20 protein-coding genes are annotated in these 20,772 nt (G+C 62.3%); 5 read left to right on the top strand and 15 right to left on the bottom strand.

Annotated features, from left to right (window positions below; all coding sequences use genetic code 11):
• The 4 genes from ABWY06_RS22725 to ABWY06_RS22710 all read right to left on the bottom strand — a co-directional run bounded on the left by ABWY06_RS22725 (position 1) and on the right by ABWY06_RS22710 (position 4,813).
• Complete coding sequence (locus ABWY06_RS22725; protein WP_353927863.1) at positions 1 to 861, bottom strand: DUF3034 family protein; 861 nt, start codon at positions 859 to 861, stop codon at positions 1 to 3.
• Positions 858 to 3,209: a putative bifunctional diguanylate cyclase/phosphodiesterase gene (locus ABWY06_RS22720; RefSeq protein WP_353927862.1), complete on the bottom strand. Its 2,352-nt coding sequence runs from the start codon at positions 3,207 to 3,209 to the stop codon at positions 858 to 860. The genes ABWY06_RS22725 and ABWY06_RS22720 overlap by 4 nt, the downstream gene beginning before the upstream one ends.
• Positions 3,196 to 3,891 carry a methylamine utilization protein gene (locus ABWY06_RS22715; protein WP_353927861.1) on the bottom strand — a complete coding sequence of 232 codons (696 nt, stop codon included), beginning with the start codon at positions 3,889 to 3,891 and terminating at the stop codon, positions 3,196 to 3,198. The genes ABWY06_RS22720 and ABWY06_RS22715 overlap by 14 nt, the downstream gene beginning before the upstream one ends.
• 169 nt (positions 3,892 to 4,060) lie before the next feature.
• Complete coding sequence (locus ABWY06_RS22710; RefSeq protein ID WP_353927860.1) at positions 4,061 to 4,813, bottom strand: AraC family transcriptional regulator; 753 nt, start codon at positions 4,811 to 4,813, stop codon at positions 4,061 to 4,063.
• Between the two features lie 313 nt (positions 4,814 to 5,126).
• Between ABWY06_RS22710 and lon the strand changes: the two genes are divergently transcribed.
• The 5 genes from lon (at position 5,127) to cmoB (ending at position 10,451) form a co-directional block, all read left to right on the top strand.
• On the top strand, positions 5,127 to 7,505 hold the full coding sequence (gene lon, locus ABWY06_RS22705; RefSeq protein WP_353927859.1) for an endopeptidase La: 2,379 nt from the start codon (positions 5,127 to 5,129) through the stop codon (positions 7,503 to 7,505).
• A gap of 123 nt (positions 7,506 to 7,628) precedes the next feature.
• Positions 7,629 to 8,027, top strand: a complete 399-nt coding sequence (locus ABWY06_RS22700; protein ID WP_353927858.1) for a protease inhibitor I42 family protein — start codon at positions 7,629 to 7,631, stop codon at positions 8,025 to 8,027.
• An 86-nt stretch (positions 8,028 to 8,113) separates the two neighbouring features.
• On the top strand, positions 8,114 to 8,683 hold the full coding sequence (locus ABWY06_RS22695; protein WP_353927857.1) for a hypothetical protein: 570 nt from the start codon (positions 8,114 to 8,116) through the stop codon (positions 8,681 to 8,683).
• Positions 8,684 to 8,751: 68 nt separating this feature from the next.
• Entirely contained in the window at positions 8,752 to 9,495 is a 744-nt protein-coding gene (gene cmoA / locus ABWY06_RS22690; RefSeq protein ID WP_353927856.1) for a carboxy-S-adenosyl-L-methionine synthase CmoA, read from the top strand.
• Positions 9,492 to 10,451, top strand: a complete 960-nt coding sequence (gene cmoB / locus ABWY06_RS22685) for a tRNA 5-methoxyuridine(34)/uridine 5-oxyacetic acid(34) synthase CmoB (RefSeq protein ID WP_353927855.1) — start codon at positions 9,492 to 9,494, stop codon at positions 10,449 to 10,451. The genes cmoA and cmoB overlap by 4 nt, the downstream gene beginning before the upstream one ends.
• 58 nt (positions 10,452 to 10,509) lie before the next feature.
• Here cmoB and pdxJ read toward each other — a convergent pair whose 3' ends face one another.
• From pdxJ to rpoE, 11 genes are all read right to left on the bottom strand, one after another.
• Positions 10,510 to 11,256 (bottom strand): pyridoxine 5'-phosphate synthase, encoded by a 747-nt coding sequence (gene pdxJ / locus ABWY06_RS22680; RefSeq protein WP_353927854.1) that lies wholly within the window; start codon positions 11,254 to 11,256, stop codon positions 10,510 to 10,512.
• Positions 11,249 to 11,947: a DNA repair protein RecO gene (gene recO, locus ABWY06_RS22675; protein WP_353927853.1), complete on the bottom strand. Its 699-nt coding sequence runs from the start codon at positions 11,945 to 11,947 to the stop codon at positions 11,249 to 11,251. The genes pdxJ and recO overlap by 8 nt, the downstream gene beginning before the upstream one ends.
• A 112-nt stretch (positions 11,948 to 12,059) precedes the next feature.
• The gene (gene era, locus ABWY06_RS22670) at positions 12,060 to 12,962 is read right to left on the bottom strand and encodes a GTPase Era (protein ID WP_353927852.1); all 903 of its coding nucleotides are present in this window, start codon (positions 12,960 to 12,962) and stop codon (positions 12,060 to 12,062) included.
• Entirely contained in the window at positions 12,955 to 13,644 is a 690-nt protein-coding gene (rnc, locus tag ABWY06_RS22665; protein ID WP_353927851.1) for a ribonuclease III, read from the bottom strand. Before rnc ends, era begins: the two co-directional genes overlap by 8 nt.
• A complete protein-coding gene (locus ABWY06_RS22660) occupies positions 13,641 to 14,018 on the bottom strand; it encodes a DUF4845 domain-containing protein (protein WP_353927850.1) in 378 nt (125 codons plus the stop codon). Before ABWY06_RS22660 ends, rnc begins: the two co-directional genes overlap by 4 nt.
• A gap of 74 nt (positions 14,019 to 14,092) precedes the next feature.
• Complete coding sequence (lepB, locus tag ABWY06_RS22655; RefSeq protein ID WP_353927849.1) at positions 14,093 to 14,947, bottom strand: signal peptidase I; 855 nt, start codon at positions 14,945 to 14,947, stop codon at positions 14,093 to 14,095.
• Between the two features lie 7 nt (positions 14,948 to 14,954).
• A complete protein-coding gene (lepA, locus tag ABWY06_RS22650) occupies positions 14,955 to 16,754 on the bottom strand; it encodes a translation elongation factor 4 (protein WP_353927848.1) in 1,800 nt (599 codons plus the stop codon).
• A gap of 150 nt (positions 16,755 to 16,904) precedes the next feature.
• Complete coding sequence (locus ABWY06_RS22645) at positions 16,905 to 18,329, bottom strand: DegQ family serine endoprotease (protein ID WP_353927958.1); 1,425 nt, start codon at positions 18,327 to 18,329, stop codon at positions 16,905 to 16,907.
• Positions 18,330 to 18,512: 183 nt separating this feature from the next.
• Positions 18,513 to 19,463, bottom strand: a complete 951-nt coding sequence (locus tag ABWY06_RS22640) for a MucB/RseB C-terminal domain-containing protein (RefSeq protein WP_353927847.1) — start codon at positions 19,461 to 19,463, stop codon at positions 18,513 to 18,515.
• Positions 19,464 to 19,470: 7 nt separating this feature from the next.
• Entirely contained in the window at positions 19,471 to 20,076 is a 606-nt protein-coding gene (locus tag ABWY06_RS22635) for an RseA family anti-sigma factor (RefSeq protein ID WP_353927846.1), read from the bottom strand.
• A gap of 32 nt (positions 20,077 to 20,108) precedes the next feature.
• On the bottom strand, positions 20,109 to 20,690 hold the full coding sequence (rpoE, locus tag ABWY06_RS22630) for an RNA polymerase sigma factor RpoE/AlgU (RefSeq protein WP_353927845.1): 582 nt from the start codon (positions 20,688 to 20,690) through the stop codon (positions 20,109 to 20,111).
• Positions 20,691 to 20,772 lie beyond the last annotated feature (82 nt).

The following is a 20,772-nucleotide window of genomic DNA, read 5'->3' as shown; positions in this document are numbered from 1 at the left end:
TCAGAAACTCCCCTGCAACGACAGGTAGACGCCGTCCTGGTGGTCCAGGCCGGCGATTTCACCGAGTTTGGCGTAGGCCAGCACCAGCGACAGCTGCTTGTTCGGAAAGTAACCGACGAACAGGTCGGCCCAATCGCTCTCCCCGGCAAAGCTCAGGTTGTCCGGCTTCTCCCGGTACTCGACCCCTACCGCCCAACGCGGATCGAACAGCACCGCCAGCGAGCCCTCCTTGAGCAGGCTGTGGCGGTCGCGCCGGTCACCGCCAAAACCCAGCAGGCCGAGCTCGTTGGCCCGGCTGTAGCGCAGGCCCCCGTTGAGCAACAGGTTGTAGCCAAAGGCGCCGCCGAGCACGAGCCGACTGGCGCTCAGGTAGGCTTCGCTGTCCTCGTCCCGTTGCGCCCCGACCAGGCCGGGCACGCGGAAATCCTTCTGCCGTTTGTGCTGCAGCCCCAGGGACACCTGGGGCAGGCGGTCATAGACCAGGTCGCCGAACAGCCGCAGCTTGAGCCCGAGAATATCCTGACTCAGGCTGTCGTCCGGCAGGGCCAGCTGGCGCGCCAAAGTGCCCAGGTCGAAGCGCTGGCGGGCGAAGGACAGTTCGATACGGTTGTCGTAGGCCACCGCCAGCCCGGCCACGTCGAGGCGATAGTCAGCGGTCTCGACGCGCGTGGCGAATACCTGGCCGCCCCACTCGCCTTGCTCGCCATAACCGGCCAACACCGCCCAGGGTGTGATACCGCCACCCGCCGCGCCCTCCAGGCTGCTGGCGCCCCCCGTCGCCAGCAGACGCCCCTGTTCGGCCAGGGCCGGCGGGGCACCGCACAGCAGCAGCACGGCAATCCAGGGCCGGAAAATCCTCATGAGTGCACTCGCTCCAGTTGTGCGTGCAGCGGCTGCGCCACCCAGGCCTCGAAGGCGCTGGCGGTCAGGGGCCGGCTGATCAGGTAGCCCTGGGCCGTGTCGCACTGCCAGCGTTCCAGCAGGCGCAGGCTGCGTTCCAGCTCGACGCCCTCGGCCACCACCTTGAGCCCGAGGTTGTGGCTCATCTCGATGGTCGAGCGCACGATCACCGCATCCTCACTGGTCTCATCCAGGTCGCGCACGAAGGACTGGTCGATCTTCAGCTCCTGCACCGGCAGGCGCTTGAGGTGGGCCAGGGACGAGTAACCGGTGCCGAAGTCGTCCACCGACAGGCTGATGCCGCAAGCGCGCAGGCTGTGCAACACCATCAGGGCGAACTCCGGGTCCTGCATCACCGCGCTTTCGGTGATCTCAAAAATCAGTTGCTCGGCGGCCACCCGATACTGACCGAGCAGCCGGCTGACCCGCTCGGCCAGGTCGATGCTGAGCAGGTCGTCCGCCGAGATATTCAACGACAGCTGCACGTGCAACCCACGGCCGTTCCATTCGGCCAACTGCTGCATGGCCTGCTCGATGACCCAGTGGGTCAGGCTCTGGATGCTGCCGGTACGTTCGGCCAGGGGAATGAATTCGCCCGGCGAGACCATGCCGTAATGGGGATGCTGCCAGCGCAGCAGGGCTTCGGCCTGGCGCACCCGGCCGGCGCGGATATCCAATTTGGGCTGGTAATGCAGTTGCAATTCGCCGTTGCTGGCGGCCCGGCGCAGGTCACGGATCAGCCCGATCTGCCGGGCATGGGCGTCGTCACGGCCCTGCTGATAGACCTGCAAACGGCCGGGCAACTGGGCCGCGTCCTGCATGGCGATGCCGGCGCGGCGCAGCAAGTCGTCCGGGGTTGCCCCATCGGTCGGGTAGGCCGCGATACCGATGCGACAGTCCAGGGCGATGTCCACGCTACCAATGCGCTGGGGTTTGAGCAGCACCTGCTGCAGCCGGTCCGCGCTGGCCACCGCGCTGTCGCTTTCGGTGTTCTCCAGCAGCAGCAGAAACTCATCGCCCACCAGCCGCGCCAGGCTGTCACCGGGGCGCAAGGTGGCCTGCAAGCGTCGGCTGAGCTGCTGCAGGGCCAGGTCGCCGCCGCCGGGGCCACAGCTTTCGTTGACCGAGCGAAAATTGCCGACTCCCAGGTACAACAGCGCCACCGGCCGCCCCGCCGTGATCGCGCTGCCCAAGCGCTCGATCGCCAGGGTGCGGTTGGGTAACCCAGTCAAACTGTCATGCAAGGCGTTGTGGGCCAACTGCCGCTCGCGCTCGGCGATATCGGCTTGCATCCGGTTGAAGGCGCTGGCCAGTTGGCCCAGCTCGTCGCGGCGGTGCAGCTCGAGGGGTTCCTGATAGTCGCCCTGACCGATCCGCTGCGCGGCCTCGGCCAACCGCCGCACCGGCTGCGACATACCGCGCGCCAGCAGCAAGGCGCCCGCCAGCGACGCCAGCAGCGCCACCAGGGCGATCCCCAGGATGCTCCGGTCCAGCGGCGCGAACGCCTGCTCGGCCTGGTTAAGGGATTTGAACAATAGGGCGCGCACCTCAAAATCTGCCTCGCGCGCCAACACCCGTTGCGTGCCGATATAACGCTCACCCTGCCATTCGAACGCCTGCTCGAGCTGGCCCGGCGACGGCGCCCGCGCACGGCGTTGCAGCTCGTCCCGGGCCGCCTCGGGCAGGGTACTCAGCCACTGTACCGGTTCCTGGTCGATCAGCGAGACCAGGGTCAGCTCAAGGTGAGTCAACTCGCGCATCTGCTCGGCCAACGCCGCGTCCACCTGAAAGCCCATTACCACGCGGGCGATCGGCAACGGCGCCAGGACCGGGGTTTCCACCAGCAAATAGAGTTGTTGCTCAACAGGTACCAGGCCGACCTGCAAGGTTCCACGCCCCGCCCCGCCCAGGTAGCGAGCTAAACGCGCGGCGGCGGCGGCATCGATGGTCTGGCCCGTGCTGACCTGCAACTGCCCGTCCAGGCCCACCACCAGCATGAGGCTGGCCTGGATACGCGCGCCATGGTTGGCCAAGGCGGAGCGCAGGGTCGCTTCATCGCCGCTGGCCACCGCGTCCTTAAAACCGAAATCGGCGGCCAGCACCTGCACCGCGCCTTGCAGCTGGTTGCCGCGCACCTCGAGCAACTGCTGAAACACCCGGGTGCCGACCTCCAATTGCTCGTTGGCCTGATTGCGCACGGCCACTTGGGTGGCGACCTGCACGGCGAAATACAACGCACCGATAACCGCCACCAACAGCAGGATCAGCACCGTGGCGATTCGCGCCTGAAAACTGTTACTCGGGCGCACGGGTGGCTTTCCTGAATGCCTCGCCGAACGCGCTCGCCGCCGGCGTCGGAGGGGCGACAGCATCGGTGACCAGCGCCAACGCAAAGCGCTGTTGCAGGTCCTGTTCGCCCATGACCACTTCCCCACTTGCCAGCGGTATACGGTCCTTGAGCCCGGGGTGCCAGAGTGTCACCGCGTAGCGACCGGCCGGCAGCGCGTCGAGGCGCAACTGGCCGCGGTCATCGCTGACCGCGAACCAGGGATCGTCGGTGACATAGACGTAGCCCACCATCCAATCATGGATATTGCAGCCGAGCACCACCACACCGGGCTGGTCGAACAGCACCGGTTCACTGGGCGTGCCCTGGTACAGGCGCAACTCGAAGCGTTTGCTCGGCGAAAAGGAATACACCTGATGGCGGATATTGTCGCTGTTGGGGAAAGACACCCGGGTGCCCGAGCGCACCGCCAGCACACTGGGCGCAAACTGCCGAGCGACCTGGTCCATGATCGCCGTGGGCACGACGCCGGGCTGCCCCAGGGGACCACGCAGGCTGACCACCGCATCGGCCAGAGGCTGGCCCTGACGGTCGACCAATTCGGCGTGCAGGGTGCCGGCCGAGGCCGGTAACGCCGCCAGCATCAGCAGGCCCAGCAGGCCCCGGCACAAACCACCGCACCGCGAAAAAAGCGCTTTGATCATGCTCACTACCCGTGCCGAGTGGCTGCGCGACACGCCGAGAAATCCATGCCCGCCTGGCGACCTGATCTTGTCAGCTTTTCAGCAGCGTAGCCCGCCACGTGGAGAAGATCACGTTTTCAAGCAGCCTGGCAGGCGATGCGGCCTGATGCTGGCGAGTAAAACAGGGAGGTCAGTCAGCGCCGCGCAGGCGCTTGGGGGTCAACCCCAGGTAGCGACGCATGGCCGTGGTCAAGGCGCTCTGACTCGAGAAGCCGCACTCCTCGGCGATCCGGATCAGCGGCAGCGGGCTTTCGCGCAGCAAACGAGCGGCGCGGTCCAGGCGGGTTTTGAGCAGGTACTGGTGCGGCGTCAGTCCAACACTGTCCTTGAACTGCGCATGGAAGTGGCTGGGGCTAAGGCAAGCCACCTGCGCCAGTTCCGCCACATGGATACGTCGGGCCAGGTGCTGATCGATATAGGCATCCAGGCGGCCGACGTCCAGCGGTCCGATTGACCGCGGCGCCGCCTCATCGAACAGGCGCAGGTGCAAGGCCCGCAGCAGCAGGCCGCCCAGGGCCCGGGCCAACAGCGGATCGCTGCCGTAGCGGGCCAATTCGGCACCGGCGTAACTGAGCAGGTTCTGGAAATCGGCGTCCAGCGCGGGGTAACGCGGCGTGTCGAACAGATGACCGAGCAGCTCGAGGTCCTGGGCCGAGCTGTGCTGCTCGTCCAGGTCGATGATCAGCATACGGTTATCGCCCATGCCGGCGAACTCGTGATCGGCATCCCCGGGAACCAGGCAGGCGCGCATGCGACAGACTTCGCCGCCCCGGCCGTTGACTTCGAATTCCGCGCGGCCGGACAACGACAACACCAGTTGATGGTGGTCGTGGGCATGGATATGAGCCTGGTCGTCCAGGCGGATCAGACGGGTGCTGAACATCGAAATACCAGAACGGCGTTACGCATAAGTGCGCACTTTAACCAGTTGCGAGGCTCGCCGTCACCTCGACTGACCGATGGTGGCACCCAGGCCATGGCCATAATTTTGCCACTGTCGCCGCACGGCCCGCCATGAAGGCCGTCGCGGGCCAGGCGCCAGCGCACAGCGGCCCGGGCACCGAACGACTTGTGAAGCGAAAAAGCGTCCCTGGGCGGCCTGTGAACAGGCCGACCGCCAATCGCCGCAGCTCGTGCATTGAAAAGGTCCGGCCGCTGCCCCATCTACCCAACATCACTCAAGCGCAAGGTGTCGCATGAACGACCAGACAGTCGACGACCAGATTTCTGCCGCCACGGGCCTTGTCCTGCCCAACCAGCGGTTACCAGACAAGCTGTATATTTTGCCGGTGCACAACCGTCCGTTTTTCCCCGGGCAGGTGCTGCCCGTGATCGTCAACCCCAGCCCCTGGGCCGAAACCCTGGAGCGGGTGGGCAAGACCGAACACAAGAACCTGGCGCTGTTTTTCGTCGATCAGCCACACCCCGACCAAGGCGGGTTCGACCCTGACGAACTGCCTGAACACGGCACGGTGGTGCGGGTACACAGCGCGGCCCAGGAAGGCGGCAAACTGCAATTCGTCGCCCAAGGGCTGACGCGTGTGCGTATCCGCGGCTGGCTCAGCCGCAAACCGCCGTACCTGGCGGAGGTGGAATATCCCGCTGCGGTGCTGGACCCGCGCGACGAGGTCAAGGCCTACGGCATGGCCCTGATCAACGCGATCAAGGAGCTGCTGCCGCTCAACCCGCTGTACAGCGAGGAGCTGAAAAACTACCTGAACCGCTTCAGCCCCAACGATCCCTCGCCACTCACCGACTTTGCCGCGGCGCTGACCACCGCACCCGGCGACGAACTGCAGCAGGTGCTCGATTGCGTGCCGATGCTCAAGCGCATGGAAAAGGTCCTGCCGCTGCTGCGGCGCGAGGTGGAGGTTGCCCGCCTGCAGCATGAACTGTCGGCCGAAGTGAACCAGAAAATCGGCAAGCATCAGCGTGAGTTCTTTCTCAAGGAGCAACTCAAGCTGATCCAGCAGGAGCTGGGCCTGAGCAAGGACGACCGCAGCGCCGACAGCGAGCAGTTCCGCCAGCGCCTGGAGGGCAAGACGCTGCCCGAGCAGGCGCGCAAACGCATCGACGAGGAACTCAACAAGCTGTCGATCCTGGAGACCGGCTCGCCGGAATACGCGGTCACCCGCAACTACCTGGACTGGGCCACCGCCATTCCCTGGGGCGTCCATGGCCAGGACAAACTCGACCTCAAGCATGCCCGCGAAGTGCTCGACCGGCATCACACTGGCCTCGACGACATCAAGGCGCGCATTCTCGAATTCCTCGCGGTCGGCGCCTACAAGGGTGAGATCGCCGGTTCCATCGTGCTGCTGGTGGGGCCACCGGGTGTGGGCAAGACCAGCATCGGCAAATCCATCGCAGAAACCCTGGGCCGTCCGTTCTACCGCTTCAGCGTCGGCGGCATGCGCGATGAAGCGGAGATCAAGGGGCATCGACGCACCTATATCGGCGCCCTGCCCGGCAAGCTGGTACAAGCCCTGAAGGAAGTCGAGGTGATGAACCCGGTGATCATGCTCGACGAAATCGACAAGCTCAGCAGCAGCTACCAGGGCGACCCCGCCTCGGCACTGCTGGAAACCCTGGATCCGGAACAGAACGCGGAATTTCTCGACCACTACCTGGACCTGCGCCTGGACCTGTCCAAGGTGCTGTTCGTCTGCACCGCCAACACCCTGGACTCGATTCCTGGACCGCTGCTGGACCGCATGGAAGTGATCCGGCTGTCCGGCTATATCGCCGAAGAAAAACTGGGCATCGCCAAGCGCCATTTGTGGCCCAAACAGTTGGCCAAAGCCGGGGTCGAGAAAAGCCGCCTGAGCCTCAGCGATGCCGCGCTCAAGGCCCTGATCGACGGCTACGCTCGCGAGGCCGGCGTGCGTCAGCTGGAAAAACAGCTGAGCAAGCTGGTGCGCAAGGCGGTGGTCAAACTGCTGGACGACCCTGAACAGGTGGTGAAGATCGGGCCCAAGGACCTGGAGGCGTACCTGGGTGTGCCGGTGTTTCGCAGCGAACAGGTGCTTTCCGGGACTGGCGTGATCACCGGCCTGGCCTGGACCAGCATGGGCGGCGCCACGCTGCCGATCGAGGCCACCCGCATCCATACCCTTAACCGCGGCTTCAAGTTGACCGGGCAACTGGGCGAAGTGATGAAGGAATCGGCCGAAATCGCCTACAGCTACGTGGCCTCGCACCTCAAGCAATTCGGCGGCGATGCGAATTTCTTCGATCAGGCCTTTGTCCATTTGCACGTACCCGATGGCGCCACGCCCAAGGATGGCCCCAGCGCGGGGATCACCATGGCCAGCGCCCTGCTGTCCCTGGCGCGCAACCAGGCACCGAAGAAAAACCTGGCGATGACCGGCGAACTGTCGCTGACCGGGCAGGTCATGCCCATCGGCGGGGTACGGGAGAAGGTGATCGCCGCCCGCCGCCAGAAGATCTTCGAGTTGATTCTGCCAGACGCCAACCGGGGTGACTTCGCCGAACTGCCGGACTACCTGAAGGACGGCATCACCGTGCATTTCGCCAAACGTTTCGCCGATGTGGCCAAGGTCTTGTTTCACTGAGCGAGCCAGTAGACCCGCCCGGGTGCCGGGGCGGGTTATCGGCGGCGACCTGTCGGCCCCGAACGACCGACTGCCGGGGCGATCTGCGCTATCCTGGCCAAAGCCGACCTTCAAGGAGCGCCCATGACCGCCGCCCGACTGCTGCTTCCCCTTGGCCTGAGCCTGCTGGGCGCCTGCGCCCAGCACTCCAGCAGCCGCCAGACCTTGCAAGTGGATTCGCAGGCGCAATGCCCGCTGCAGATCCGAACCCAGCAAACCCTGATTCTCGTGCTGCCCAGCAACCCGACCACCGGCTTTCGCTGGCAACTGGCCGACGCGGCGACACCGCTGCTGCGCAGCCTGGGGCCGGAGGTGTACAGCAACCCTGAAGACGTGGGCCTGGTCGGCAGTGCCGGGCAGTCGACCTGGCGCTTTCAGGCCGAGACCGCGGGGGAAGGTCGCTTGCACTTGCAGTACCGGCGCCCGTGGGAAACCGACCTGCCCCCGGCAGAAACCTTCGACTGCCCGATCCAGGTGCGCTAGGTGCCCTAGGGCGCCCGGCCGAGCAGTTGCCACGGCCACAGGCCTTCCACCGCGTCAGGACGCTCCACCACCCAGGACGAGACTCCATGCCAATGATTGCGCGTCGCCTCGTGTTGAGCCTGCCCGTTCTGCTCTGCGGCTGCAGCAGCCTGCTGCCCAGCGAGCAGGCCGAAGTCAGTTCGCCCTTCGACAGCTACCTGGATGCCGAGATTCGCTACGCCCAGGCCGTCCCAGGACGCACGACCCGTACGGAGCTGTTCAAGCTGGGCTTCGACCCCCTGGTCAACGGCAACGGCCGCATGCTGTCGTTTATCGACGTGCGGCAGATGTTTATCCAGCCCAACATACCCATTGACTATCTGCCCGATGGTCTGATGCGCTGCCTGGAAGCCAAGGAACGCTGCAGCGGCTATGCCTTCGAGCTGTCCAAATCCGATAGCCAGCGAGTCGGTAGCTTCTGGGCCGACGTGCTGAATTTCCGCAAGAACCGCGAAGTACAGGGCTGGTCCTTTCGCAGCGTGTTTGTCATGGTCGACGATACCCTGGTGCATAAGGTCAGCAACGGCGAACCGAACATTCGCCGCAGCGAGGTGCGCAATAACCCGCTCGGCCCACTGCAGGGGGCCGGCGAGTTTTTTTCCGACCAGTTGAAGTGACAGCGGTATGGCTAATGCCCGCGGTTGGCTAAAATGCCGGCCTTTTCGTCACTGCCACCGGAATGCCCGTGAGCCAAGAACCCGACCGTATTTTCGCGCACCCCTTGCCCCAGGTTCAGGACTTCGCCTTTAACGAGGATGTGGCCCGGGTCTTTCCCGACATGATCAAGCGCTCCGTGCCGGGTTACCCGACCATAGTCGAAAACATCGGCGTGTTGGCCGCCCAGTTCGCCCAGCCGCACAGCCTGCTCTATGACCTGGGTAGCTCGCTGGGCGCGGTAACCCAGGCGTTGCGCCGACATGTACGGGTCGAGGATTGTCGGGTGCTGGCCGTGGACAACTCCGCCGCGATGGTGGAGCGCTGCCGTGAGTACCTGCACGCCCAGGACGCCATGTTCCAGGAGCTGCTGCCGGTGCAGGTGATCGAAGCGGATATTTTGGACCTGGCCTTCCAACCCTGTTCCCTGGTGGCGCTGAATTTCACCCTGCAGTTCATCGCGCCGTCCGAGCGCCTGCCGTTGCTGACGCGGATACGCCAGGCCCTGATGCCTGGCGGAGCACTGATCCTGTCGGAGAAGTTGCGTTTCACCGACCCCGGGGAACAGGCCCTGTTGACCGACCTGCATATCGCCTTCAAGCGCGCCAATGGCTACAGCGAGCTGGAAATCGCGCAGAAACGCAGCGCCCTGGAAAACGTGATGTTGCCCGACAGCCTGGAGGAACACCGCGAACGCCTGTTGCAGGCCGGCTTCAGCCGCGTGGTGCCCTGGTTCCAATGCCTGAATTTCGCCTCGCTGGTGGCCCTGCCATGATCGACCTGGGCGCGCTGGTGCGCGAACTCGCGGGCACGCCCCTGGCCGAATGGGCCAGCGAGCTGCAAGAACAGCTGGACAGCAAAATGGCCGTGGGCCACGGCGACCTGCAGCGCTGGCAGGGCGCGTTGCACGCCCTGCCCGACCTGCAGCCGACGAGCATCGATCTGGCCGGGGGGGTGACGCTGCGAGCCCCCTGCACGGCAGACACCCAGGAGCAACTGAGACAAGCGCTAATGGGTCTGTCACCCTGGCGCAAAGGCCCCTTCGAGTTGTTCGGCGTGCCGGTCGATACCGAATGGCGCTCGGACTGGAAATGGGCACGGGTCGCCCCACACCTGGACCTGCGCGGTAAACGGGTGCTGGATGTCGGCTGCGGAAACGGCTACTACCAATGGCGCATGCTCGGCGCCGGTGCCCGCGCAGTGATAGGGATCGACCCCAATTGGCTGTTCTTCTGCCAGTTTCAGGCCCTGCGGCGCTACTTGCCGGATCTACCGGCCTGGCACCTGCCGTTCGCCCTGGAAGAGCTGCCGGAAAAACTGCAGGGCTTCGACACCGTATTTTCCATGGGCGTGCTCTACCACCGCCGCTCGCCGATCGACCATCTGCTGGCGCTCAAGGACTGCCTGGTCAAGGACGGTCAATTAGTCCTGGAAACCCTGGTGGTCGAAGGTGATGTCAACTGTGTGCTGGTACCGCCAGACCGTTATGCGCAGATGCGCAATGTCTGGTTTCTGCCCTCGGTGGCAGCCCTGGAGCTGTGGCTGCAGCGCGCCGGCCTGGTAGACGTGCGCTGCGTGGATGTCAGCGTGACCAGTGTCGAAGAACAGCGCAGCACCGATTGGATGCGCTACCAGTCGCTGCCGGACTTCCTCGACCCCGGCGATCACTCGCGCACACTGGAGGGACTGCCCGCCCCCATGCGCGCGGTCATGGTGGCGAGAAAGCCGTAACGGCCGCGGGCTCCCTGGCGGCGCAGGATGCGCCAGGGCGATAGTCGGAAAACGGCGGTCAGCGGCGGTCGGCCGCCGCCACGATCAACTGTTTCATTTCCGCCACTGCGGCTTTAAAGCCGACAAACAGGGCATGGGCGACTATGGCGTGGCCGATGTTCAGCTCGTTGATACCGGCGATGGCGGCCACGGCCTCGGCGTTATGGTAGTGCAGGCCATGACCGGCATTGACCACCAGCCCCTGGTCCAAGGCGAAAGCCACACCGTGACGAATCCGCTCGAGCTCGATCGCCGCCTCGGCGGGGGTCTGGGCATCGGCATACCGACCGGTGTGCAACTCGATCGCTGGCGCGCCGACCCGTTTGGCGGCCTCGATCTGCTGCTCGTCGGCATCGATAAACAGCGACACTTCGCCGCCCAACCGATTGAGCCGCTGCACGGCGGCCTGAATACGCCCCTCCTGGCCGGCGATATCCAACCCGCCTTCGGTGGTCAGCTCCGCGCGGCTCTCAGGCACCAGGCAAACATGTTGCGGACGCAGGCTCTCGGCGAAGGACAGCATCGCCTCGGTCACCCCCATCTCGAAGTTCATCCGGGTCTGCAACGCCTCGCGCATGATGCGCACATCGCGATCCTGGATATGCCGACGATCCTCGCGCAGGTGCAGGGTGATGCCGTCGGCGCCGGCTTCCTCGGCATCCAGCGCAGCCTTCAGCGGGTCCGGGTAGCGGGTGCCGCGGGCCTGGCGCAGGGTGGCGACGTGGTCGATGTTCACGCCCAGCAGGATTCGCTTGGCTTCAGTCACGGGGGGGCTCCTTCAGGGTGATAAACAATTCGCGGCTGACCAGCGGTCGACCGCCGAGATGAGGGGCAAGGGCCTGGCGCATCAACCGCTTGGCGGCGGCCAGGGCTCCGGGAATCGTCCAGTCAGCGTCGGCCATGGCCAACAGCTCGCGCCCCTGGAAAAGCCCCGGCTGCAGATGCCCCACTGGCTCCAACCCAACCTCCGCACGCAAGCGGTAAAGACCGCTGGCGACCACCGGCGCGCCGCTGCAGTCCTGGTCCAAGGCGAAACCATACCCCAGTTCGTCCAGCACTCGCCATTCGAAGGCACGCAGCAGCGGCTCCAGTGGGCGGCCAGCCGCCAGCGCCACCAGGGTGGCGGCATAGTGGTCGAATACCTGGGGGTGAGGATCCTCGGCGGGAAGCAGGCGGATCAGCAGTTCGTTGAGGTAGAGCCCACTGAACAGTGCCTCGCCGTGCAGCCACTGGGGAATGCCGGCACTCTCCATGCGACCGATGTTCTTCAGCTCACCACGGCCGCGCAGTTCGATTTCCACCGGCACAAAAGGCCTGGCCAGGGTACCGGCCTTGCCCCGCGCCCCACGCAACACCGCGCGTAAGCGCCCCTGAGGGGTCAGGAGGTCCACCAGCGCGCTGCTTTCGCGGTAGGCCCGACTGTGCAGTACATAGGCAGGCAAAGCGCGATCGGTCATGGCAGGCAGGTCCGGTCAGGTGGGCGGACAGGGCCAGGCGGGCTCAGGTCGCAACCCAGGGCACTGGCCTGCCCCGCCGAAGGCTCGGTCGGGCGGGTCAAGCCGCCTCGAGTCAGATATCGGAATAGCCCAGCGAGCGCAGCGCTCGTTCATCGTCGGACCAGCCACCCTTGACCTTGACCCAGAGGTTGAGCATGACTTTGGAGTCGAATAGCACCTCCATATCCTTGCGTGCCTCGGTGCCGATGCGCTTTATCCGCTCACCGCTGTCGCCGATGATGATCTTCTTCTGTCCGTCGCGTTCGACCAGAATCAGGGCATGGATATGCAAGGTCTTGCCCTGCTGCTTGAATTCTTCGATCTCGACCGTGATCTGGTAGGGCAACTCGGCTCCCAGTTGACGCATGATCTTTTCGCGCACCAACTCGGCGGCCAGGAAACGGCTGCTGCGGTCGGTGATCTGATCTTCCGGAAAGAAATGCTCGCTCTCGGGCAAACGCTCGGCCACCAGTTTCTCCAGCGCATCGAGGTTGTGCCCTTGTTGCGCGGAAATCGGCACGATCTCGGCCTTGGGCAACTGCTGCTGCAACCACTCGAGGTGCGGCATCAACTCGGCCTTGTCTTCGATCCGGTCGGTCTTGTTGATCGCGATCAACACCGGACCCTGCACATACTGCACGCGCTCGAGCACCATCTGGTCTTCATCGGTCCAACGGGTGCGATCGACCACGAAGATCACCACGTCGACGTCCTTGAGGGCTGCCGAAGCGGTTTTGTTCATATAGCGGTTAAGCGCTTTCTCACCGTTCTTGTGCAAGCCCGGTGTATCGACGTAGACCGCCTGAATCGCCCCTTCGGTCTTGATGCCCAGCATGTTATGCCGGGTGGTCTGGGGCTTGCGCGAGGTGATCGCCAGCTTTTGACCGAGAATATGGTTCAACAAAGTGGACTTGCCCACATTGGGCCGGCCGACGATGGCAACGTAACCGCAGCGTGTTGCCGGTGAATCAGTCATTGCCGTTCTCCACACCCAGGGCAATCAAGGCGGCAGCCGCGGCGACCTGTTCGGCGATGCGGCGACTGGCTCCCTGCCCCAGGGTCTTTTCATTTAATAAGGTGATTTGGCACTCGACCACAAAGATACGGCAGTGCGGTTCACCCTGTATATCCACCACGTCGTAACGCGGCAGTTCACAGGCCCGGGACTGCAGGAATTCCTGCAACCGGGTTTTCGGATCCTTGTTGGTGTCGACCAGGGTCAGGCTTTCCAGTTCGGAGGTCAGCCAGGCCAGCACCCGCTCGCGCGCGGCTTCCATGCCGGCGTCCAAGTAGATGGCGCCGATCAGCGCCTCGAGGGCATCGGCCAAAATGGACTCGCGGCGAAAACCGCCGCTTTTCAGCTCGCCCGACCCCAGCCGCAGGTAGTCACCCAAGTCAAAGCCGCGAGCCAGGATCGCCAGGGTCTCTCCCTTGACCAGACGGGCCCGCAAGCGCGACAACTGGCCCTCGCGTGCCAACGGAAAGCGTAGAAACAGCGCTTCACCGGCCACGAAATTGAGAATCGCATCGCCGAGAAACTCCAGGCGCTCGTTATTGCGCCCGGCGTAACTGCGGTGGGTCAGGGCCAGCAGCATCAGCTCCTGGTCCTTGAAGGTATAACCAAGCTGTCGCTCGAGGCGACTTAACGAAACACTCACGGCATGCGCACGCGGTATTCTTTTTCGAAACGGGTGACCAAGTCGATATTCTCTATCAAATTCTCACGTTTTTCGTACTTCAGGTGAACCAAATACTCATTATTTTCAAGCTTGATCTTAAGCGCTTCTTTTAAATCCAAGTCACGCATATTGTTGATGATCAAGCCCTTGGCAATATGATTATAGAACTCGCCAGCGCTGCGCACTTCCGCCGCCTTGTCAGCCTCAACCGAGAGAATTAACTTATCCAGCGACATATAGTCCAGATAGTGCGGAACCACTTTGAATAGCGCGCTGGCGAGAAAAGCCACGAAAGCCAGCGTCATCAGCCAACCAAACACCGACATACCTTTCTGCGAATGTGGAACTATCATGGCCAACCTCGTCGAGTTATTACTTTTTAGGGGCTGCAAGCGCCTGAGCGTCTACGCGCATTTACATTGCACAATCAATGAATCAAGCCAACCCGGGAAAAATTCGGCAGGTGACTCAGCTTCGGATCCGGCCAGCTCATCCAAACCGCAAAGGCTTTACCGACAATATTTTTATCCGGGACCATGCCCAGCACATCCTTGGCAATCTTCGGATCATTCCAATAACGACTGTCATTGGAGTTATCCCGATTATCACCCATCATAAAATAATGCCCGGCGGGCACCGTCCACACCGTCCCAGGCTCGCGGCGATAGCGGCCCATTTCCTTGCGAATTTGATGTTCCACCTCACCGAGTTTCTCGTGATACAACTGCACACTACCCAGTGAACCCGGCTCTTCGCCGATCAGTTGTTCGGCGACAGGCTGACCGTTGATATACAGGCGTTTTTCGCTGCTGTAGCTGATTTCGTCACCGGCCAGACCCACCACCCGCTTGATATAGTTGATATTCGGGTCACTGGGGTAACGGAACACCATCACATCACCGCGTTGGGGGTCCTCGACCTCGATGATCTTGGTATCCAGCACCGGCAGACGGATGCCGTAGGCAAATTTGTTGACCAGGATGAAATCACCGACCTCCAGCGTCGGCTTCATCGAACCCGACGGAATCTGAAACGGCTCGATCAGGAACGACCGTAGCACCAGCACTATGGCCAGGACCGGGAAGAACGACTTGCCATATTCAACCAGTAACGGCTCTTTGTTCAGGCGTTCGAGCACTTGAGGGTCGGACTCGGCGATCTGCCCCTCGTATGCAGCAATCGCCGCGCGCCGACGCGGCGCCAGTACAACCAGATCGAACAGCGCCAGCAGGCCGGAAACCGCAACGGCGATGACGAGTATCAGCGGAAAATTGATCGACATAGGGTTCCTAGCCATCCAACCTGAGCACGGCGAGGAAGGCTTCCTGTGGAATTTCCACGCTGCCCACCTGCTTCATGCGTTTTTTACCGGCCTTCTGCTTTTCCAGCAGTTTGCGTTTACGGCTGACGTCACCGCCATAACACTTGGCCAAGACGTTTTTGCGAAGGGCCTTGACGGTCGTGCGCGCCACAATTTGACCGCCAATGGCGGCCTGGATGGCGACATCGAACATTTGCCGCGGGATCAGCTCTTTCATCTTCTCGGTCAATGCCCGCCCTTTATAGTGAGCGTTATCACGGTGCACGATCAGCGCCAGGGCATCGACTTTTTCACCATTGATCAGTACATCCAGCTTGATCAGGTTGGCCGACTGGTAACGATCGAAGTGATAATCCAGCGACGCATAACCCCGGCTGACGGATTTCAGTCGATCGAAGAAATCCAGCACCACTTCGTTCATTGGCAGATCGTAGCGGACCTGCACCTGATTGCCGAGGAACTGCATATCACGTTGAACACCGCGTTTTTCGATGCACAGGGTGATCACGTTACCCAGGTGTTCCTGGGGCACCAGGATATTGGCCTGCACGATAGGCTCGCGCATGTCCTCGACCGAGGCCTGATCAGGCAGCTTTGACGGGTTATCGACGTAGATTGTTTCACCGTTTTTCATCAAGACTTCAAAAATAACGGTCGGCGCGGTGGTGATCAGATCCAGATCGTATTCGCGCTCCAGGCGCTCCTGGATGATCTCCATATGCAGCATGCCGAGGAAACCGCAGCGAAAGCCGAAGCCCAAGGCATCGGAACTCTCAGGCGAGTATTGCAAGGACGAATCGTTCAGCGTGAGTTTCTGCAACGCCTCGCGAAAATCCTCGAAATCCTCAGAGCTGACTGGAAAAAGCCCGGCATAAACTTGCGGCTGAACCCGTTTGAAACCCGGCAGCACGGCGACATCGGGGGTCGAGCTCAGCGTCAGGGTGTCGCCTACGGGCGCCCCATGGATATCCTTGATGCTGGCGATGATAAAGCCCACTTCGCCGGCCTTCAGATCGCCCATCTCAGTGTGCTTGGGGGTAAAAACGCCCACGCTATCGACCAAGTGCGTTTTGCCGGTGGATTTGACTAGAATCTTGTCGCCCTTTTTTACCCGGCCATGGCGAACCCGTACCAACGACACCACGCCCAGGTAATTATCGAACCAGGAGTCAATGATCAAGGCCTGCAATGGGTCCTCGATATTGCCGGTCGGCGCGGGAATGGTCTGTACCAGACGCTCCAAAACCTCATCCACGCCCAGGCCACTTTTGGCACTGCACGTCACGGCGTCAGCCGCATCGATGCCGATAATATGCTCGATTTCATCCTTGACGCGGTCAGGGTCGGCCTGGGGCAAGTCCATCTTGTTGAGCACGGGCATCACCTCCAGCCCCTGCTCAATGGCGGTGTAACAGTTGGCCACCGACTGTGCCTCGACGCCTTGACCGGCGTCCACCACCAGCAAGGCCCCCTCACAAGCGGCCAGCGAACGACTCACCTCATAAGTAAAGTCAACGTGCCCCGGCGTATCGATGAAGTTGAGCTGGTAAGTCTTGCCGTCGCGCGCCGTGTAATAGAGCGTGACACTGTGGGCCTTGATGGTGATCCCACGCTCGCGCTCCAAATCCATGGAGTCCAGGACCTGGGCTTCCATTTCACGCTCGGACAGGCCGCCACACATCTGAATGAAGCGGTCAGCCAGGGTCGACTTGCCATGATCGATATGGGCGATGATGGAAAAATTACGGATATGACTCAGGTCACTCACGGATCAACACTCAGAAAGGCCGCAGGCAGACTGCCCGCCGAAAAATAGCCGGGAAGTGTACCTGATTGGCGACCGATGCGTCACGCCTGGACGCTGAACCGCAGGCATGAAAAGGGCGGCCTCAGCCGCCCTTTCCGACCCGCGCGCGGGCTATTCGGCCAGTTTGAAGGTGATAAAGCTCGCTCGCCCTTGACGCAGCACCCGCATGGAGACCGAACGGTTCTTCGGCAATTCCTGAGCGACCTGGGCAAAAGTCTTCGCCGTATCGATGGCCTGATTGTTCAAGTGGGTGATGACATCGCCCGGGCGCAAGCCGATAAGCGCGGCAGGACCTTCCAACACCTCCTTGATCACCACGCCACCTTTGAGATCCAGTCCTTTTTTCTGCTCGGCGGTCAACTCGACCACAGAAACACCCAAACGATTACTGCTGCGCTCAGCCCCCGCCGCTTCAGCCGGCGAGATCTCAGCACCTTCATCCGGCAGCGCGCCAATGGTCACGTCCAGTGTCTTGCGGGTACCTTCACGCACCACTTCCAAACGTGCGCTACTGCCCGCCTTGAGACCACCCACCAAGTGCGGCAGGTCGGCGGACATGATGATCGGTTTGCCGTCCAGACTCAGGATCACGTCGCCCACGCGCAGCCCCCCCTTGTCAGCTGGCCCGCCCTGGAGCACCTGTGCGACCAGCGCACCGGCTGGCCGCTCCAGACCGAAGGATTCGGCCAGATCCTTGTTGACCTCCTGAATGACCACCCCGAGCCAGCCACGACTGACCTTGCCGCCATCCTTGAGCTGGTTGGCGACATCCATGGCAACGGTGATCGGAATGGCGAAGGACAAGCCCATAAAACCGCCGGAGCGGGTGAAAATCTGCGAGTTGATGCCGATCACCTCACCCTCCAGATTGAACAATGGCCCACCGGAGTTGCCTGGATTGATCGCCACATCAGTCTGAATAAAAGGCACGTAGCTTTCATTGGGCAGACTGCGACCCTTGGCGCTGACGATGCCGGCAGTCACCGAGTGATCGAAACCAAAGGGCGAGCCAATGGCCAACACCCAGGCTCCAACCTTGAGGTCGTCGGACTCGCCGAGCTTGACGATCGGCAAGTCCTTGCCTTCCACCTTGAGCAACGCCACATCGGTACGCGGGTCCGCCCCAATCAGCTTGGCTTCCAACTCACTGCGATCTGACAGGCGCACGATGATTTCATCCGCATCCGCCACCACATGGTTGTTGGTCAGCACATAACCGTCGGACGAGATGATAAACCCCGACCCCAGGGATTGCGCCTCGCGTTGGCGTCCACCACCGGGAGCGCGAGGTACCTGGGGCTGATTGCGCTCGAGGAATTCGCGAAACATCGGCGGCACGCCCTCCAGGTCAGGCACCGAAGGTTGACCGGTCATGGCGCGCTCGGGCAGGTTTTGCCGGGTGCTGATATTGACCACGGCCGGGGACGCTTTCTCGACCAGGTCGGTAAAGTCCGGCAATTCGGCACGGGCCACCAGCGACTGGCCCACCAGCACCAACGCCGCCAGCAGTGAAAGGTAAGATTTCAGGCTAGGCATCGACATTCAGTTCCCATCCAGAACGACCAATAATTAACCCGACCGTGGCCACAACCTCGGCGAGCACTACAACATCACATAAAATCAGCGCTATTGTCCGCAGATCCGCCCCGGACCGTGCCGCGGGGATCTACCGCTCAACGACGCATTGAGTACTTCCATGCGTCCTTGAAAACCAACACATCAAGGCGCCACAGCAACCCCGTCATCACGCACCGACAGGGCTACTCGCTCAGCAGTTCCGGGCGGAACTTCACCCACGACCGTTACCATCACGTCACCCTGCTCGACCTTCATACGTCTGGACACTGCCGCAGTAGGTCCGAACTGGCTGCGCACATCATCTGCCACGGCCCCTCGCAAAGGCTCCACAAAGACCGAGAAATGCGCCAATCCATCGCTATACCGCAGCCAAGTCAGGGAGCTTTCGGCGATCGCGCCGTCCAGTGCAAAACCCGGCGGCAACCAAGCAGCATGCCAGCCACCCGACGCTGCCGAACTTTGCAGTGCACTGGTTTCTGCGGGCCGGCAGTCCGTACCGGGGACCAGTGCCTGCCGAGCCATCGGCGTCTCGCCCTGAGGCTCGAACTGGACGAATTGCAAACGCTCCAGCAATTGGCCTTTCTCATTCAGCAAGAGTGACTTCAAGGGGAGCGCGGTGGCCGAGTCCAGGTGGAGTTCCAAACCATAACGGTGCTGATCCCGTGGCGACACGCTCAGCACCACGGCGTCGCGCCCGGCGACACGCGTCGCACCCTGCAACCGCAGGGTGTAACCCTCGGTCAAGCGGGCAACCTGCAAGTGCTGCGCCACACCTATGGGGGCACTCGCAGAGGCACCGGCGGCCTGTAACGGTTGCCCATGGCTTGAACACAGCAGTTGCCCATTCTCGCGGACAATTTCCAAGCCTTCCCCATCGAGTTGCTGCAAACGCTCGCGCACATGACCATCAGGCTCTACCTGCCGCCAAAGGCGATGGGTCGAAAAGGCTCCGTCACGCTCATAGGCAAAACTGCCGACGAAACTCAGTTGCTGAGCACCGGCCAAGCGATCCAGCCAATACTCGACGTCGGCGGCCTGGCTGGGCAAAACCCAGCCAGCTCCCAGCAACAGCCACAGATGCAGCGGACGCATACAACGCTCAGCGGTTTTCCAGGCTCGCCGACCGCGCGTATGGCAACGAGCTGCCGGTAACAGTGCTGTTGGCCTGCTGCGCATGTTGACGCAGATACGCCGGCAACCTCAGTTCATGCCAGCCAACTCGTGACTGGCTAGAGGCGTTAACCAACGGGCTTTGCAAAGGCTGCGCCGCGCTTATGTTGTAACCGGCCAACACGGCGGGACCCTGTGCCTGCGGCAGCGCCAAGGCCGACGAAGGTACTTGCTGGGCGACCTGCTGCATGCCCTCGACCGCATCCTGATTGTAAAGACGAACCCCACCCAGGACCGCCACGGTCACCGAGGCGGCCACCGCCAAACGACTCCAGCCTGCCCAGGCACCAGCCGCTGCTGCCTTAGCCTTGGCGGGTGCAGCCTCGCTGGCCAAGGCCGCCGAAACGGCGGCTGCGATATCCAACCGCGGCTCAAGCAGGTCTTGGCGCATGACCGCACGAGCGACCTGATAACGCGACCAAGTGGAACGCAGCGCGTCATCCTCGCAGGCCGCGAGCACTCGCCGCACTTCCAACTCATCCGCTTCATTGTCCATTACCGCGGACAACGACTCCTGCAGGGCTTCACGACTCATGGCGGTTCCTCTCTCTGGCTAACGCCGCTGTCTCAGACACCTTGCAACAACGGCTGCAAGGCTTTATCGATTGCTTCCCGCGCCCGGAAAATACGCGAGCGCACGGTTCCGACAGGACATTGCATGACGCTGGCAATGTCCTCATAACTCAATCCATCGAACTCACGCAGGGTTAACGCCGTGCGTAAATCTTCCGGCAGCAGCTGAATGGTACGGTGCACGGCGGTTTCGATTTCATCGCGCAGCATCAGCCGCTCCGGCGATTCGATGTCCTTGAGAGCGTGATCGCCGTCGTAAAACTCCGCATCCTCGGCACTCACATCGTTGTCTGGCGGACGCCGCCCTCGCGAGACCAAATGATTCTTCGCCGTATTGATGGCGATACGATAGAGCCAGGTATAGAACGCACTGTCACCGCGAAAGTTGCCGAGCGCCCGATAGGCCTTGATGAAAGCCTCTTGGGCGACATCCTGAGCCTCGTGAGTGTCATGCACGAACCGTACGATCAAACCGAGAATCTTGTGCTGATATTTCAGCACCAATAAATCAAAAGCGCGCTTGTCACCCGCCTGAACGCGCTCGACCAGTTGCTGATCTTCTTCCTGGGTTAGCATGGAAACTCCTCAATAGGTTCGGAGGAGTTTTGCGCCAGCAAGGTAATCGGCCTGGAAAAATAGACTCGGACCTTGCGCAAAA

The sequence above is a fragment of the Pseudomonas sp. genome, assembly GCF_040514055.1.
GTDB lineage: Bacteria > Pseudomonadota > Gammaproteobacteria > Pseudomonadales > Pseudomonadaceae > Aquipseudomonas.
The sequence above is the reverse complement of the archived record's forward strand: the minus strand, read 5'-3'. Positions and strand labels throughout refer to the sequence as shown.